13 protein-coding genes and 1 tRNA gene are annotated in these 16,533 nt (G+C 36.5%); 5 read left to right on the forward strand and 9 right to left on the reverse strand.

Annotation, left to right across the window (positions count from 1 at the left end):
* The first annotated feature begins 26 nt into the window (after positions 1–26).
* On the forward strand, positions 27–1,628 hold the full coding sequence (istA, locus tag D0T53_RS06850; protein WP_163265684.1) for an IS21 family transposase: 1,602 nt from the start codon (positions 27–29) through the stop codon (positions 1,626–1,628).
* Between the two features lie 48 nt (positions 1,629–1,676).
* Entirely contained in the window at positions 1,677–2,444 is a 768-nt protein-coding gene (istB, locus tag D0T53_RS06855) for an IS21-like element helper ATPase IstB (protein ID WP_163265686.1), read from the forward strand.
* Between the two features lie 261 nt (positions 2,445–2,705).
* Here istB and D0T53_RS06860 read toward each other — a convergent pair whose 3' ends face one another.
* From D0T53_RS06860 to D0T53_RS06890, 7 genes are all read right to left on the reverse strand, one after another.
* On the reverse strand, positions 2,706–4,547 hold the full coding sequence (locus tag D0T53_RS06860) for an ATP-binding protein (RefSeq protein ID WP_163265688.1): 1,842 nt from the start codon (positions 4,545–4,547) through the stop codon (positions 2,706–2,708).
* A 102-nt stretch (positions 4,548–4,649) separates the two neighbouring features.
* Positions 4,650–5,393 (reverse strand): Shedu anti-phage system protein SduA domain-containing protein, encoded by a 744-nt coding sequence (locus tag D0T53_RS06865; RefSeq protein ID WP_163265690.1) that lies wholly within the window; start codon positions 5,391–5,393, stop codon positions 4,650–4,652.
* A gap of 16 nt (positions 5,394–5,409) precedes the next feature.
* Positions 5,410–5,838 carry a hypothetical protein gene (locus D0T53_RS06870; RefSeq protein WP_163265692.1) on the reverse strand — a complete coding sequence of 143 codons (429 nt, stop codon included), beginning with the start codon at positions 5,836–5,838 and terminating at the stop codon, positions 5,410–5,412.
* A 126-nt stretch (positions 5,839–5,964) separates the two neighbouring features.
* On the reverse strand, positions 5,965–7,176 hold the full coding sequence (locus D0T53_RS06875) for a site-specific integrase (protein WP_163265694.1): 1,212 nt from the start codon (positions 7,174–7,176) through the stop codon (positions 5,965–5,967).
* A gap of 99 nt (positions 7,177–7,275) precedes the next feature.
* Positions 7,276–7,350: transfer RNA gene (locus tag D0T53_RS06880), tRNA-Val, on the reverse strand.
* 99 nt (positions 7,351–7,449) lie between these two features.
* Positions 7,450–9,207, reverse strand: a complete 1,758-nt coding sequence (locus D0T53_RS06885) for a DNA polymerase III subunit gamma/tau (RefSeq protein ID WP_163265696.1) — start codon at positions 9,205–9,207, stop codon at positions 7,450–7,452.
* A 70-nt stretch (positions 9,208–9,277) separates the two neighbouring features.
* Positions 9,278–10,165, reverse strand: a complete 888-nt coding sequence (locus tag D0T53_RS06890; protein ID WP_163265698.1) for a beta-1,6-N-acetylglucosaminyltransferase — start codon at positions 10,163–10,165, stop codon at positions 9,278–9,280.
* A 161-nt stretch (positions 10,166–10,326) separates the two neighbouring features.
* On the opposite strand from D0T53_RS06890, the gene D0T53_RS06895 reads away from it, so the two are divergent.
* The 3 genes from D0T53_RS06895 to priA all read left to right on the forward strand — a co-directional run bounded on the left by D0T53_RS06895 (position 10,327) and on the right by priA (position 15,067).
* Entirely contained in the window at positions 10,327–11,724 is a 1,398-nt protein-coding gene (locus D0T53_RS06895) for an OmpA family protein (RefSeq protein WP_163265700.1), read from the forward strand.
* Positions 11,725–11,993: 269 nt separating this feature from the next.
* Positions 11,994–12,614: a porin family protein gene (locus D0T53_RS06900; protein WP_163265702.1), complete on the forward strand. Its 621-nt coding sequence runs from the start codon at positions 11,994–11,996 to the stop codon at positions 12,612–12,614.
* Entirely contained in the window at positions 12,614–15,067 is a 2,454-nt protein-coding gene (priA, locus tag D0T53_RS06905; RefSeq protein ID WP_163265704.1) for a primosomal protein N', read from the forward strand. Before D0T53_RS06900 ends, priA begins: the two co-directional genes overlap by 1 nt.
* Before the next feature lie 86 nt (positions 15,068–15,153).
* On the opposite strand, the gene rplS is transcribed toward priA, so the two are convergent.
* Positions 15,154–15,516, reverse strand: coding sequence for a 50S ribosomal protein L19 (gene rplS, locus D0T53_RS06910; protein WP_163265706.1), 363 nt, complete (start codon positions 15,514–15,516; stop codon positions 15,154–15,156).
* Between the two features lie 135 nt (positions 15,517–15,651).
* Positions 15,652–16,527 carry a carbon-nitrogen hydrolase gene (locus tag D0T53_RS06915; RefSeq protein WP_163265708.1) on the reverse strand — a complete coding sequence of 292 codons (876 nt, stop codon included), beginning with the start codon at positions 16,525–16,527 and terminating at the stop codon, positions 15,652–15,654.
* Positions 16,528–16,533 lie beyond the last annotated feature (6 nt).

Consider the following 16,533-nt stretch of genomic DNA (forward strand, 5'->3'; position numbering starts at 1 on the left):
CCAACACAGAGGGTAAAATGATAACAATGGTGGAAAAACAAACAATTATACACATGTACCGTACGGTTGGGTACAGTAAACGGGCTATAGCCAGGGAGTTGGATATCAGCCGTAAGACCGTTCATAAAGTCATTTGTGAGTATGAAGCAGCTTTAAACTGTCCTGATCCGGAAGCCTCTCTGGAATCGGTATTAACTACCCAATCACGTTATAACAGTTCGCGGCGCGGCCCTCGTGTTATTGTCGGTAGCCTGAAAGATTTAATAGACGACTGTTTAGAGAAGAACGCCCGTAAACGTGCCATGGGCCTTAAGAAGCAGTGTATGCGAGGTAAAGACATCTACGAACTGTTAATAGACAAAGGCTTTCAGGTCAGCTATACAGGAGTTTGTAAATACATCGCCTCAGTTGCTGCCATCAAGAAAGAGGATAAATCCCAGGAAGCCTTTATCCGTGGTTATTATCCACCGGGAGAGTCCTGTGAGTTTGACTGGGGTGAAGTCAAGCTTTACTTAAATGGCAAACTTCATCGTATCCAGATGGCCGTCTTTACCCTGAGCCATAGTAACGGGCGTTATGCCTGGCTGTTCCATCATCAGGACCAGTTAGCCTTTATGGAGTCACACCGTAACTTTTTCCGCCAGATAAAAGGTGTTCCCTCGATTATGGTCTATGACAATATGCGTGTGGCTATCAAAAAATTTGCAGGAGAAGAAAAGAAACCCACCGATACCCTGCTACGCATGAGTAACTTCTACCGCTACCATTACCGCTTCTGTAATGCCCGTGCCGGTTGGGAAAAGGGGCATGTAGAGCGTTCTGTCGAATATGTCAGGCGTAAAGCTTTCAGTATCAATCTTCATTATACCTCTCTGGCAGATGCCCAAAACCACTTACTGAACATATGTGAGAAGATCAACTCGCGCAGCGGCAGCCCTTCGACAATCAATAAAGTGGAGGAACTGGCCGCAGACCTGGCTGCATTAAGACCCTATACCAATGAGATGGGATGCTTCCAGATGGCTGAGTACAAGGTGGACAAGTGGTCCACCATCTGTATGAACTGTTCTCACTACTCGGTTCCCGATACACTGGTGGGCAAGATCGTTACTGTTAAGATGTACTCCGAGAAGATTGTTATCCTTTTTGGTAATGATAAAGTAGCCGTACACGAACGCATATACTCCCGCCAGAAAGGTTGGTCCATCAAACTGGAACATTACCTGAACACCTTGTTGCGTAAACCTGGAGCACTAAACACTTCCCTGGCATTAAAGCAGATGCCGCAGCCGATACAGGCCTTGTTCAACAAGCATTTTACGGACAAGGCTCGGGATTTTGTCTTCCTTTTACAGTATGCCAGAGAGAACAACTTTAGCGATAACGACATAATAGAAGCATACACTTCATTGAAGGCACGGGGCCTGAGAAGTATATCGGCAGACCAGATCAAGGCCATGATGTATACCAATAACGAACCGCAAGGTATGCCAGATGAACCTATTTATCTGGATGAGAGTCACAAGAGCGGATCTGCCCTGATCGAAGACGGAGCCATGAGGATACTGATGGATCTCTCGCGCATAATGGATACAGAAAACAATATAAAAATTATCACTAATAATTAATAATCAGTTATGAGACAAGAAGTATTTAATATAAACAACAGTATGCAAATGGAAAATCTGAATGAAAAAGAAAAGGTATTTAATTATGCCAAAGAGCTTAAGCTACCAGTCCTGCGGGATGAACTCGACGACTTTATTACCTTGGCAACCGATGAAAACTGGTCCTACCGGTCCTTCATATGCCAGCTGTTAACCAAGGAAATGGACATGCGTATCGAGGCACGCCGCAAACAACGTATCAGGATAGCAGGCTTCCCTGAACTAAAGTACCTTCAGGAACTGGTAAGGGAAGAGTTGCCCAAGGATGCACAAACAGCACTCCCTGAGCTTGAAACGCTGGAATTTATCAAAGAAGGACGTAATATCGTATTTTGTGGTAATCCAGGAACAGGCAAGACGCATATGTCCATAGGCCTCGGTATTAAAGCTTGCCTGGAAGGCTATACAGTCTTCTTTACCTCTGTGCCACGCCTGCTTACACAAATCAGGGAATGCCGATCTCAAAAGAGCCTGAGACAGCTGGAAATGCGCTTCCAGAGGTATGACATGGTCATCTGTGACGAGTTTGGATATGTCTCTTGTGATAAGGAAGGAGGAGAACTGCTATTTAACCATCTGTCTCTCAGGGCAGGAAAGAAGTCTACAATCATTACTACAAATCTTGCTTTTGACAGGTGGGGAGAGATAGTAAAGGATAAGGTTCTCGTGGCGGCGATGGTAGACAGGCTCACGCATAAAGCATATCTGATTAACATGAATGGACAATCTTACAGAGTTAAAGAAACTAAAAAAATGTTACAACCTAATGAAGAATAAATATCTTTAACCAATCTCAGCCGAGACACTTAGTGGTATACTTTTCAATTACTAAGTGGACTACTTTTCAATTATATTATACACTGCTTTGTATGAAATAAGGGATTTGTTGTATGAAATGATTTGTTTTTGTTGGATTTGAAAATTGACTAAAAAAAGAAACCCCTCTATTAATAGAAGGGTTATAGATAATGATTTTTTATTAGATAAAATGATGTATATAGAACTAATAATATCCTTATTATTCACCATAAATAAGTTTTATGAAATGAATTTGGATTTTATAAAATTCAAAAAAGTTTGATTTCTAGCATTCGCATCACTAACAACAGCATCAATGTCCCACATAAATATTCCTATAGGTAGTGTTTTTTTAGGATTCAACGAAATTGCAACTTCTTTTTCTCTATAATACATTTTTCCTGTAGAATATAGCTCTGTATATTCTCCAGATAGAGCCAATTCTGTTGCGTCATCAAATTCGATAATGCCATAATACCAAATTCTTTGTATCTGGTTATTATAATATTTCATTAAACTTCTAGCTCTTGTTTCTAATTGATTAATTGCTTTTAGATTTTCATATTGTCCCACACCTCTTTTCTTTAATTCTACAATAACAATATCAAAAGGCTTATTTTCATTAGGACTATTAGAAAAAATAAATGCTAGATCAGGTCTATCTGAGTCTTTTTCAATTATTTCCTCAGCTGTTATATATGATACTAACTCAGTCATCTCTCTATCACTAAGAGTAATTTCATATGTCATATATTTATCATCAAGCAACCATGCGTTATTCCTATATAAGTCATTGATTGTGTCTTCTTTTAAGAATCTACCATCTTTACCCATATCAGCAAATAACTTATGTAATTCTGCTTCACTATTATTTGAATTAGAATTTTTAAGTCTATTGATAGTCAGTTGCCTAAATAATATATATTCAGTTAATGCTCTTGCGGAAATATCTAATGACTTTTTAAATTGTTCATCATCAAGACTTTTTGCTTCTAGTAATTCTTTTTGAGCCTTAAAAAATTCATCTTGGGCATTTTTGAGAATATCGTTTCTTCTTAAATATCCTATATTCTCTTCCTTAAAATAACCAGATAAATGAGGATATGTATTTACCAAATTATTCCTTATCTGTTGATTGTTTTTTTTGACAGCAGGAACCCTTTCCTCAATTAATGATGCAACCTTTTTTCTAAAAAGATGTTGGATAGCCTCTAATTCTTGAGTTGTGATAGTTAGGTTTTGCCTAGCTAGGTCAACCTTTCCTCTAAAAAAATCAGAGAATAAAAGAAATACCATTTTATACCCAACGGGTGTATTTTCTTTATCTATTATATCTACATTAAACGTTCTGTTGTCAACAGAAATTGCGGAAATAAAAGAACTATTGTTTAGATCATCTGTTTTTTCTATAGAAAAATAAAGTTGAAATTTATCTATCAGATTTATAGAGGCATCTAATTCAACAAACTCTAGATTAGGGATTTCATTATTATTAAGAGACTCCTTGTATATTGTTTCATCTATTCTAGTTTCAATATTTATTATTATTTCTTGTTTTTCTTGTTTAAGTTTAAATAACCTAGGATAAAACTCTTCTAGAATTCTATTCTTAAGATACTTGGGATTTACAAATTTATTCTTAGCTATTTTTTGAAGAGTGTATCCAGTCATAGTAAAAGTAGAGCCTGTTTCTAAACTTTCACTATTTGTTATAATTGAATTTTCTTCTTTAAAACCCTCTGAAAATAAAAAATCTCTTTTCTTTCCCTCTGCATATATGCTTGACACATTGACAGTATCAAAATAACACAAATATACAAGCCTTCCTAACCCTTTATGAGAGCTTTCTTCTACATCAAAAAGTCTAGAAAATTTCCCATATCTATCATCTGTAAATCCAAGACCATTATCTGAAATTTTTATTTCAAAAGTTTCTGGTTTATTGAATGCTTCAATTGAAATATTAATATTTATTTCACTAGCTTCGGCATCTAGCGAATTAGCTATAGCCTCAAAATAAACCATTTCTAAAGATGAATTTCCAAAGAACATTTTAACGGCTTGACCTAGTTTAACTTTCATATATCAAGTAATAAATAAAAAATTGGGACACTAAGATAGAGATTTGCAATGAACAAATACTATAAATATTTTTTATTCTTATTATTTAATATGCCTTATAGGCTAAATATTTTGTAAATATTTATTTTTCAATTTAATAATTTCTTCTAAATTATTTTTATAAAAATGTGTTATCATAACTCTATTTTGACAGAACTTCTTCCAGTCAGAATCGGTAATAGCTTTGAATAATGGGCTTGTTAGAGACCTTTCGTATTCATCTCCATAATCAGAATCTAGACAAGGATAAATGTTATTCTCATTTTTATCTAATAAGTTGGTTAGATAATCAAATGATCTTATTTCTATATTAGCTTCTTGTGCTATTTGATTTCTTTTCTCCACATTTATAGCTAAATCATTTCTTCTTCCAATAATTATAGTAAACTTCAAACAACTATCATTTAAGACTCTAGTATTATAAAAGGGTAAAAATTTTCGAAAATAAGATTTGTTTTCTATTAAGTATCTTTTCCAATCTCTAATTTGTTGTAGTGCATTATTAAAATCTTTTGCTGGAACACCTGCACTTGTGAATAATTGACTAGACGGCTTTTCTATTTCTATAAACTCATATTCTATTCCATTGCTCCATCTGTCTTTTATATTAACGAAGTCTACTTCATACTCACTTCCAAGCTTGAGTTTAGATATAGTTAAATAACATGCAAAATCTGTAAAGAAAAAACCTGCATTATCTTTAATGTATTCATGATATTTTAACTCATTGTAATCATGGTTTAAAAGCTCAAGCCATTCATTTTTCACTTGATCTTTTCTTTTCTGAATGTTTAAAAAGTTACTCATAGGAGACAGTTAAGTGTCATAATATTTTATTTCTAAGCTCTTCTGATTTCTCGATAATTCTCTTAAGCTTTTCTCTTCTTGGTCTGTGTAAATTATACTTCTCTAAATCTGCATACTCTTTTTTGATTGAATTTAAGTGATTAGCTGCATTGTCCAAGGTAAAACTACCATCATAGAACAATTCTTTTTGATCATTTGATTTTAGAGTAAAGTATAACAAAATAATGACAATATTATCAAGAGTTATACTTGTTCCAAGAGAATACATATGAAACTTTTGAATTACTATTATGTTTATATAATCAAAATAGATTCTTTTTTGACCATATTTGCTTAAACGAAATTCTTTTTTCCCTTTTAATTGATCTCGTTTATCTGTAGTCTCAATAAATCCGAATTTTAAGAGTATATCTTCTAATTCTTTATTTGCTGAATATTTTTTCATTGCAATTTCATTTTACTCAAAGATAACTGTTAATTCTTTTAAGCTAGAAAATAGAAGAGAATAAAATTTAGCGAAGTATGTAAAATATACTTTTCTCAAAAATATCCTCCTCCATATTCATCATCTCTATAACAAATTCTTCATAGCTTCATCAATCTGACTATTTTCAAAGCTATCTAAATAAATCTGTGTTGTCTTTAAATCGGAATGTCCTAATGTTTCACTAATCAATGCAATATTAACACCAGAACATTTTAAGACACTAGCAAACGAGTGTCTTGCAACATAGGTAGTAAGATTCGCATTTATTCCTGCTTTGGCTGATATGATTTTCAAACACTTATTTATATGTTCCAAAACCTTATGCTTACGATTATATTTTTGTAGCTCTGTTATATGTATAGTTTTATCAAGAATAGGAAAAATATAATCGTCAGAACAAACACCCTCTTTCAAATAGCTATTTACTATTTGTATAGCTTCTGTGCCGATTGGAATTGTGATTTTCTTTCCTGTTTTTTGCCTAATATAAGATAATTTGCCCTCTGATATATTACTGTGTTGCAAATTTGCAATATCGGTAAAATTGATTCCACCACACAGATAACTAAATACATACAAATCTTTACTTAGTTGCATATATTTATTATTAGAATCAAGGTCAACATTCATTATTTGCTTATTGGATTCTTTAGGAATAGCACGTTTTTCCGTTGTTGTATCAAACTTAGATATTTTAAATTCTTTAAAAGGGTAGGATTCTGCTTTAGCGTTCTTATTGGCGATTGCTTTATTAAATACACTTCGTAACGTTCTGAAAAATACACTTATTGAAGTTTCTTTGCATTGACTGTCTCTAAGCCATTTTTCATATTTATTCAACCATTGCAAAGTTATTTCATTGAAATAAATGTCTAATTTGTTGTTGGTAAAACGTTTTAAGGAGTTGAAAGAATCTCGATAGTTTTTAGCCGTTCCAATTTTACCTATTGACTTTAGATAATCAATATATTCAATATAAAATTCAGAAACGGTTTTGTAGATAATTTTATTCGTCTTTGCGTCTAATAGTGTGGATGCTGTAAAGTCTTTATCTTCGGACTTAAATTCAAGAATCTGTTTTTGATACTCATTTTCTTTCTCTAAAATGATTTTCAAAATTAATTCTCTATTTGGGCAGTTTGCTTTGGGGCGTTCCTTTTCGAAGTCCCAGAATTTAGGATTTACGGATATTCCTAAACTTTTATATTTCTTCTTTCCATCTTTACAGATGCGAATTACTAACGGATGTTCTCCATTTGCTAATGTTTTCGATTTGTAACACAAGATATTAACCATGATTTTACGGTTTAATTCTTGGTTTAACTTTTATCAAAAAACCATTATTATAAACACAAAAAAAGACTTACAATTTACTGTAAGTCTTTGATTTTCAAGTGGGCGTTGACGGATTCGAACCGCCGACCCTCTGCTTGTAAGGCAGATGCTCTGAACCAACTGAGCTAAACGCCCCTTTATGGGTTGCATTATTTCTCAAATGCGATGCAAAGATATTGCTTTTTTTTTATATCCAAAATAAAATGTGTCTTTTTTTTTGAAAAAAATAGAGCATTAATTTTCTTCCAAGCCAAATTCGTCCTTTAATCGCAGAAGATTTTGGTTCTGTTCGGCCATCAAGTCAAATTTTTCTTTAGCCGTAAATGCTAATTTCTTTTCATTGTCAACAGAGATTCGTACTTCCATACGAATATGCGAATTTTTTAATCTGTTTCTAAGGAATGTTAGTATTGTGAATGCCGAATCATTTAACTTTTGTTCTTGTAGCTGATTGTTTACTACAACTTCGAAAAGATCTCGATTTAAGAGGCTGGGTAAACAATTTATCATTGTGTTTTTTAAGTGATGATCGTCTCCTATGGCATCCGATTCAGTATATGATTTCCATTCATTGATAAGTTCCAACGGTGTAAAAGATTCTTCCAATATTACGGATTGGTCGTTTTCAGTCGAAGAAACCTCCTCTTTCTTTTCTTCAGTAATAGCCGATATCGATATTCCTAAGCTGCCGGGCATTTTTGTCTGTACCTTTTGAGAGGATATCGGTGGCGACTTTATTTCCGGAGTTTTAGTAACCTGGGGTTCGGGTTTGGGAGATATATTTGTTATGGGTTTGGTTTGATTGGATGCTATGGGTTGAGAAACAGGCGTGGACGACTGTTGTGTGTGAATTGGATTAATTACTGAGTTTTTTTTTTCTTCACCGCTTTGTGTCGGTTGATCTGATAATTGACAAAGTTTTATTAATGTAAGATCTGATAATAGTCGTTTGTTTCGGCTTAATCTGTAATTAAGATCACAATCGTTTACTATTTCTATTGCTTTGTACAAAAAATGGTTGCTACATTTTTGTGCAATTTCGGTGTAGCGTGATCGAATCGATGCTCCGACTTCGAATAATTCAGCTGTTTTGGCGTCTTTACATAAAAGTAAATCCCTGAAATGAGATGCAATACCTGTTATAACGTTGTGTCCATCAAATCCTCGGTTTAAAATATCGTTGAGAGTTAACAGCGAGTCTGTAACATTTTGGGCTAAAATGCTTTCTGTTAATTTGAAATAATATTCATAATCCAGAACATTAAGATTCTCGATAACAGATTTATATGTGATATTGCCACCGGTAAAGCTTACTACCTGATCGAATATTGATAATGCATCCCGCATGCCTCCATCTGCTTTTTGCGCAAGGATATTTAAGGCTTCGGGGTCGGTAGTTACACCTTCGTTTTCGGCTACATAATGTAAATGTTCTACTATGTCGGTAATGCTTATTCTGCTAAAATCGTATATCTGGCATCGCGATAATATAGTAGGTAATATTTTATGTTTTTCGGTTGTGGCCAAAATGAAGATGGCGTGGTGAGGCGGCTCTTCTAATGTTTTGAGGAAAGCATTGAATGCAGCCGACGACAGCATGTGCACCTCGTCGATAATATACACTTTGTATTTGCCTATTTGGGGCGGAATACGCACCTGATCTATTAATGAGCGAATATCATCGACCGAATTATTGGATGCGGCATCAAGTTCGTGAATATTCAACGAGCGTTGTTCGTTAAATGCCTGACACGATTCGCATTTATTGCAAGCCTCTTTTTCGGGTGTTGGCTCCAGACAATTTATTGTTTTAGCGAATATCCGGGCACATGTGGTTTTTCCAACTCCTCTTGGCCCACAAAATAAATAAGCATGAGCCAGCTTATTCGATGCTATTGCATTTTTAAGAGTTGTTGTGAGCGAGCGTTGCCCGACAACTGAGCGAAAAGTGCTTGGTCGGTATTTTCGTGCCGAAACAATATAATTATCCATAGGGTATCCAAAATATATAGGATTACAAATATACAAAAAGTTAGAGAATTATAATCCCTGCGATTGTTAACTATTGTTTGCCTTTTAAGTAGTTGTCTACTTCGTTTAAAAGGCTTTGAGATACAGGGTATTCAAACTTTCGGGCGAATAAAGCATCTGAATTTATAAGCGATTCAAAGTCGGAATCGTCTAAATTTGCCGGAAAATTTCCATTTCGCTCTTTCCAAAAAATAAAACGAAGATTGTTGTTAACTACATTGTGCTTAAAAGGAGAATCCATAATTAATGTCTGAAAAAATATTTCTTCGGAACAAAAAGAATACTTGAAGCGTGCTAAATATGCCGGATTTGAGTTTGTGTGTTGTAAAACATATTTTACACACTCGCTGCTAAGCGTCCAATAGGTCGATCCTCCATATAAAGGAGGAAACCATTTTGGTAATTTCCTTTTAAATTTGATTAAAGTTTGCAGTTTTTTTGTCAGGGCAATAAATACTCTGCCAAATCCGCTTCGTCCATTTAGATAGTCGTAGAAATTATATTGTTCAATTCTGTCTAATCCTCCATGTGGCCATCGTTCGTAAGGCAATTTTTGAACTTCCATAAACTCTTTGCCTTTATTATTATAGATAAAAGAATCTATGTTTTTACAGCTTTTTATAGGGTAATCGTGTCCCGTAATTAGATGAATATACTCGTTCGAAGAGTCTTTTAAAGCCTCTTCCGATAGATGTAATATTGCTTTTAAATGGTTTATGCCTCCCCAATTTATCTTGTACTTTTGAGAAATCAGTTCGATGCTTTTTATTTGAGAAAGCTTTTCGGTGTCGGAGGCAGACACTTTGCTTTTCCGATCTATATGTATGTATATCTTAAAATTGTCGTAGTTGAAGAAGGTGGCTATCTTTATTAAATGTTCAATATTCTTATAAGCTGTTATGATTATGGCATGTTGCATATGTTTTTTTTGCAAAAATAACAATATTATGAAGATAATATAGCGAATTTAGAGAACGCAAAAGCTTAACACTAAGAAAATTGTTGTAAATTTGTGTTTTGGGAATGAAAAATATTGTATATTTGCTCCCTGAATAAGTAACTTTTGTTAATTATAATAATATGAATCAAAAAACTTTACTGGCTATCTTGGTGATGCTATCTTGTAACCTTTCATATATTCTTGCACAAGAAGAATCGTCTTCTGTAAGTTTAGAACTAGAGGGTGCAGAGACACAGGAGGTACTACACAACGCTTACAAAACCAGCTGGGTTAAAAATCGGTTTAAAGACACATGGTATATAACATTTGGTAGTGGTGTTCAGACTATTATCGCTGAAGATGATGATAAAGCCAATTTTACCGACCGTTTAACTTATGCACCATCTATTACTATTGGTAAATATTTCTCGCCTATATGGGGGTTAAGAGTGCAAATAACCGGAGGATCGTTGCATGGGTTCAATGATGGAGAATCGGGGACATACCGCAAATGGAACAGTGGAAGCGATCACTACCAGGGAGCGGGTTATGCCGGAAGGCCTGGTTATCCGACGACTGCAGATGCTAATTTCGCAACATGGGACCCACAGTGGGTTCGCAGAGGCTATACATTAGACAATGGACAGATTGGGCTTAGCAGTAACGGTTATTTCTGGGGAGATGGATGGCATACAGGAAAGCTATATATGCAACATATAAAATATGCTGCTTTAAATATGAACTTCATGTTCGATTTATTGACCCTGATAGGAGATTACAACCCTAAACGTGCATTCGATATTACTCCTTTTGGAGGAATTGCATATTCTCATTTATTCCCAAGCTGGGGTTATGAGGCTTATGATGTAATTGGAGCAAATGGAGGGGTGAACCTTAAATTTAGATTAGGAAAAAAATGGGATTTTAATTTAGAAGGTAATATTTCATTATATCCGGATGATTATGATGGTCATTTAGGAGGAAGTCGTAGTATGGATATTGTTGCTCAAACAACAGCCGGATTTACTTATAAAATTGGTAAGAGCACTTGGGAGGTTGCACAACCTGCAAGCTACGATATGATTAAAGACCTTAATGATGAGATTACTCGTTTAAGAATTTTAGCTCAACAGGCTAAACCATGTCCTGACTGTCCTGCTTGTCCTGATCCTGTGACTTCGGTAGGAGCTACTAATAATATGAAAGAAACTAAATTCTTACCAGATCCAGTATTCTTCCGTATAGATAAATCTATTATCGATGCTTCGGAATGGCATAAAATAGAAAAAGCAGTAGCATATCTGAACAATCATCCTGATGTGAATGTGGTATTAACAGGTTATGCTGACCGCAAAACAGGTTATCCTGCATATAACATGAGACTGTCGGAAAGACGTGCGAAAGCAGTATCTAAGGCTCTTGTTGAAAGATATGGAGTTACTCCATCAAGAATATCTATTAACTGGGAAGGCGACCGTATACAGCCATTTGATATTAACGCATGGAACCGTGTTGTTGTATTCGTGATTGAAGAATAACACTACCGGATAAAGATACAAGAAAAAGCAGTATGAATCTTCATGCTGCTTTTTTTGTGTACAGATGGTGTTGTAAGTGAGTTATAGTAAAAGATAAGGCTTATTCGTTTTTACGAAAAGAATCCTTATCTTTGAACGCAGACAACAATTGAAGTAAAAGGAGATTGTAGGACTATTGTAATTTTCCCATAGTTAAATAATTATCGACTTAGCACAACAAATAGGTTCTTCAAATTGTTAGAATAGGTAACTTAAAAGTATTATAAATTATGAGAACATCTGAAAAAATCTGGAAAGTAAGTTTGCTTGTCGCATTCTTCTCATTATTGTCGGTTCCGTCTTTTTCTCAAATAAGGTTTGGGGCTCAGGCAGGAGTTGATATTATCGATCACAAAATAAATTCGGATATCCTTAATACAAGAAACCGTCTGGGATTTTATTTAGGACCTAAAATGGAGGCTTCGATCCCGTTTATAGGTTTGGGCGCCGATCTTTCCCTTTTATATGGGCTACACAAATATAAGGTAACAGATAAAGTGAATGCAGATTACGATATCTCTGATTATCACTATCTGAGTATTCCGCTTAACCTGAAAAAGCGCTTTTCGGTTTTGGGTCTGGTAGGCGTGTTCTTTAATGCAGGACCTTATGGTGAAGTGAAACTTAGCGGAGGTAATGTAAAAAAAGCATCTGACGACTTCAAGTCGAGGAATTTTAAGATGGGCTTGAATTTTGGTGGAGGCGTACAACTCTTTAAAAGCTTTGATATAGGCTTGCAGTTCCGTTATAAGCTAACAGACGACTATGCCGATGATAAACCCGGTTTGGGTGATTTGACTAAAATCAATGATAAGACTTGGTCTTTGAATCTTACGTACTTTTTTAAATAATGGCACTATTTGTTGATGTAATTCTGCCTCTTCCCCTCGATTCGTTGTTTACGTATACGGTTCAGGATAATCCGGACGATGTGAAACAAGGATGCAGGGTTATTGTACAGTTTGGTAAAAGGAAGTATTACACGGCAATAGTAGTCAATGTTTACGAAGGTGAACCTAAAGAAGGAATAAAGGAAATAATATCGGTTCTCGACAGGGAGCCGATTGTTTTTTCAACCCAGCTCGAATTTTGGAACTGGGTATCGTCGTACTATATGTGTAGCATTGGCGATGTGTATAAGGCTGCTTTGCCGTCGGCTCTTAAACTGGAGAGCGAAACTCTGATTGCTAAGATTGATGGGTTTGAGAAGAAATCCGAATTTACCCCTACCGAGCTAAAGGTATATTATGCCTTGCCCGATAATGAGGCGGTTAAAATATCGGAGTTGGAAAAACAGCTTAAAATAAGCAACATTATACCTTATGTGAAGTCGCTTGTCGACAAAGGAGCAATAGAGATAAGCGAAGATATAAGGAATAACTATATATCGAAAAAGAGGAATGTTATTTCCTTAGCTAAGGATTTTTCGGAACGCGAGCTTCATCTTTTTATTGACATACTGCAGCGTGCAAAGAAGCAGCAACAACTTTTGATGGAATTTCTCCGAATCAGAGAAGAGGCTTCGGATATAAAGTTGTTTAGCATAGATAAAAAAGAACTGTCTGATAAAACAGGCATTGCTTCTGCCATAATAGATGCATTGGTCGACCGTAAGATATTAAAGCAAACGCAGGAAGAAATCAGTCGTTTCAACTACGGACAGGCTAATCCTGAAGCATCGAATACATTGAATGCTCATCAGCAGGAGGCATACAACAAAATACAATCTTTGTTTAACAACAAATCTGTAGTATTGCTCCATGGTGTAACATCGAGCGGAAAAACAGAAATTTACATCCGCATGATAGCCGAAGCTATTGCCCGTGGGCAACAAGTATTGTATTTATTGCCCGAAATAGCCTTGACTACACAAATTACGGAACGTTTAAAATCTGTATTCGGAAACAAATTGTCGGTCTATCACTCAAAATTTAACGATAATGAACGTGCCGAAACGTGGACAACACTTGTCTCTCAGGGGGAGGGAAGGGTTGTTTTAGGAGCGCGTTCTGCTATATTTTTGCCTTTTTCCGATCTGAGCCTCATAATAGTTGACGAAGAACACGAAAGTTCTTATAAGCAACAAGACCCTGCACCTCGTTATAATGCTCGTAATGCAGCTATTGTGTTAGCTAATATACACAAGTGTAAGGTTTTGCTTGGTACAGCAACTCCGTCTGTCGAAACTTACTACAATGCACGGAACGGAAAATTCGGTTTAGTTACCCTGACTAAACGGCACGATGAAATTGAACTTCCCGAAATTGTACCCGTTAACACAAAAGAATTAAAACGGCGCAAACAAATGAAATCTGTTTTGTCGCCTCCCCTAATAGATAAAATGAAGATTGCTTTTTCCGACGGCAAGCAGGCTATATTGTTTCAGAACCGTAGGGGATTTGCTCCGCTTATTGAATGTAAGGTCTGCTCGTGGACAAAGTATTGCGATCATTGCGATGTGAGTCTTACCTATCACAAAGGGCAGGGTGTTATGGTGTGTCACTATTGCGGTGCAACTTACCGTATACCTGATGTGTGCCCGAATTGCGAAACACCTACATTGGATGTTGTAGGATATGGAACAGAACGTATTGCGGAGGAAGTTGGCGAAGTATTTCCTGATGCTTCGATTGCACGGATGGATTTGGATACAACACGCACAAAGAGGGCTTACGAGCATATTATATCCGATTTTGAATCGGGGAAAACGAATGTGCTTATCGGTACTCAAATGGTATCGAAAGGATTGGATTTTGACAATGTAACCGTGGTTGGTATATTAAACGCTGATGGTTTGTTGAACTATCCCGATTTCAGGGCGCACGAAAAGGCATTTCAGCTTATGACACAGGTTAGCGGACGTGCGGGACGAAAGAATGCGCGTGGGCTTGTTTTGCTGCAAACGGCTAATCCGCAGCATCCTATAATAAAGGATGTGGTAAATAATGACTATGAAAATTTTTATGATACACAGATAGCCGAACGTCAATTGTTTCGCTATCCTCCTTTTTACAGGCTTATATCTGTTGTGTTGAAAGCAAGGGACGAGCGTGTGCTTGAAGAGGCTTCACGCCATTTTGCGCAAATACTGAGAGAATCGTTCGGCGAAAATGTTTTGGGGCCAACAAAGCCGCCTGTTGCCCGTGTGCAATCGTTGTATATAAGAAATATACTTCTGAAAGTGGAGATTCAGGCATCGCCGCAAAAGGTAAGGGATGCTATTAAGTATTATAAAGAATATCTGTTTTCGCAGCCCGATTTCAAGTCGGTACTTATCCAGTTTGATGTAGACCCATTGGTATAAACTTACTGCCTGCCAAAGAAAAAGGCCACCCGTAATGGATAGCCTCTTTTTCTCTTCTGCAAAGCCTTTCGGCTCTCTCAAGAAAATTATTTGCTAGTAGTAGCAACTCTTTTTTCTTTGATTCTTGCTTTTTTACCTGTAAGAGCACGAAGGTAATACAATTTAGCTCTACGAACTTTACCAACTTTGTTTACAGTGATGCTGTCGATAAATGGAGATTCAAGAGGAAAAATTCTCTCTACACCAATGTTATCAGACATTTTACGAACAGTGAAACGTTTTTTATCGCCGTGTCCTCCTATTTTAATAACAACACCACGATATTGCTGAACGCGTTCTTTGTTACCTTCTTTAATACGGTAAGCGACTGTTACAGTATCACCACTTTTAAATTTAGGATGCTCTTTCCCTGTGGCAAATGCTTGTTCTGCAATCTTAATTAAATCCATCTTTTTTAATAGCTATTATTGTGATTCTACGCAATATACACGGGCTTGTCCCGTCAGAGATTACGCAAAGCGGTGCAAAGATAGATATTTTTTTATAATTGACAAGTTATTGGTTTATATAATAAACACTTCGGTTCAATCTCTGAATCGTTTTGTCAACTCGTCAAAAGCATCGATGCGCCTGTCGCGAAAGAATGGCCACATGCGGCGTACCTCTTCCGACCGTTTCATATTTATTTCTACTACCTGTGTCTCTTCGTCCGAGTTGCTGCCTTGCCAAAGAAGTTCGCCTTGCGGACCTGCTACAAAGCTGTTGCCCCAAAACTGAATGCCGTTTGTTTGTGCTGACGGATCGGGTTCGTAACCGGTACGGTTTACCGACACCACATGCAGGCCATTTGCCACCGCATGTCCTCGTTGCGATATAACCCATGCGCCCAGCTGGCGTTGTTTCTCTTCGTCCGAATCGGTCGATTCCCAACCTATTGCTGTTGGATATATCAACAGGTCGGCTCCTGCCAATGCCATCAGACGTGCAGCTTCGGGATACCATTGATCCCAGCAAACCAATACTCCCAATTTTCCGACTGATGTTTCGATTGGCCGAAAACCCAAATCGCCGGGTGTAAAGTAAAACTTCTCGTAATAAGCCGGATCGTCGGGGATATGCATTTTACGGTATTTGCCAGCAATACTGCCGTTTTTTTCAATAACTACCGCTGTATTATGGTATAAACCGGGTGCGCGGCGTTCGAACAGCGAAAGAACCAATACTATGCCCAATTCTTTGGCCAATGCTCCAAATTCGTCAGTCGATTTTCCGGGTATAGTTTCCGCTAAATCAAAAATATCAGGATCTTCAACCTGACAAAAGTAAAGCGAATTGTGCAGCTCCTGTAAAACAACTAATTCGGCTCCTTGTGCAGCTACAGCTTTTATGTTTTCTTTCAGCTTGTTTATATTGACGCTTGTTTCGGATGCATTTTTTTGTTGAACGATTCCTATTTTCATTATATC

It is taken from the genome of Dysgonomonas sp. 216 (assembly GCF_010501065.1).
GTDB lineage: Bacteria > Bacteroidota > Bacteroidia > Bacteroidales > Dysgonomonadaceae > QVMM01.

Excerpts from the sequence above, each read along its gene's own strand:
- istA (WP_163265684.1), top strand. The coding sequence starts at position 27 with ATGGTGGAAAAACAAACAATTATACACATGTACCGTACGGTTGGGTAC.
- istB (WP_163265686.1), top strand. The coding sequence starts at position 1,677 with ATGGAAAATCTGAATGAAAAAGAAAAGGTATTTAATTATGCCAAAGAG.
- D0T53_RS06860 (WP_163265688.1), bottom strand. The coding sequence starts at position 4,547 with ATGAAAGTTAAACTAGGTCAAGCCGTTAAAATGTTCTTTGGAAATTCA.
- D0T53_RS06865 (WP_163265690.1), bottom strand. The coding sequence starts at position 5,393 with ATGAGTAACTTTTTAAACATTCAGAAAAGAAAAGATCAAGTGAAAAAT.
- D0T53_RS06870 (WP_163265692.1), bottom strand. The coding sequence starts at position 5,838 with ATGAAAAAATATTCAGCAAATAAAGAATTAGAAGATATACTCTTAAAA.
- D0T53_RS06875 (WP_163265694.1), bottom strand. The coding sequence starts at position 7,176 with ATGGTTAATATCTTGTGTTACAAATCGAAAACATTAGCAAATGGAGAA.
- D0T53_RS06885 (WP_163265696.1), bottom strand. The coding sequence starts at position 9,207 with ATGGATAATTATATTGTTTCGGCACGAAAATACCGACCAAGCACTTTT.
- D0T53_RS06890 (WP_163265698.1), bottom strand. The coding sequence starts at position 10,165 with ATGCAACATGCCATAATCATAACAGCTTATAAGAATATTGAACATTTA.
- D0T53_RS06895 (WP_163265700.1), top strand. The coding sequence starts at position 10,327 with ATGAATCAAAAAACTTTACTGGCTATCTTGGTGATGCTATCTTGTAAC.
- D0T53_RS06900 (WP_163265702.1), top strand. The coding sequence starts at position 11,994 with ATGAGAACATCTGAAAAAATCTGGAAAGTAAGTTTGCTTGTCGCATTC.
- priA (WP_163265704.1), top strand. The coding sequence starts at position 12,614 with ATGGCACTATTTGTTGATGTAATTCTGCCTCTTCCCCTCGATTCGTTG.
- rplS (WP_163265706.1), bottom strand. The coding sequence starts at position 15,516 with ATGGATTTAATTAAGATTGCAGAACAAGCATTTGCCACAGGGAAAGAG.
- D0T53_RS06915 (WP_163265708.1), bottom strand. The coding sequence starts at position 16,527 with ATGAAAATAGGAATCGTTCAACAAAAAAATGCATCCGAAACAAGCGTC.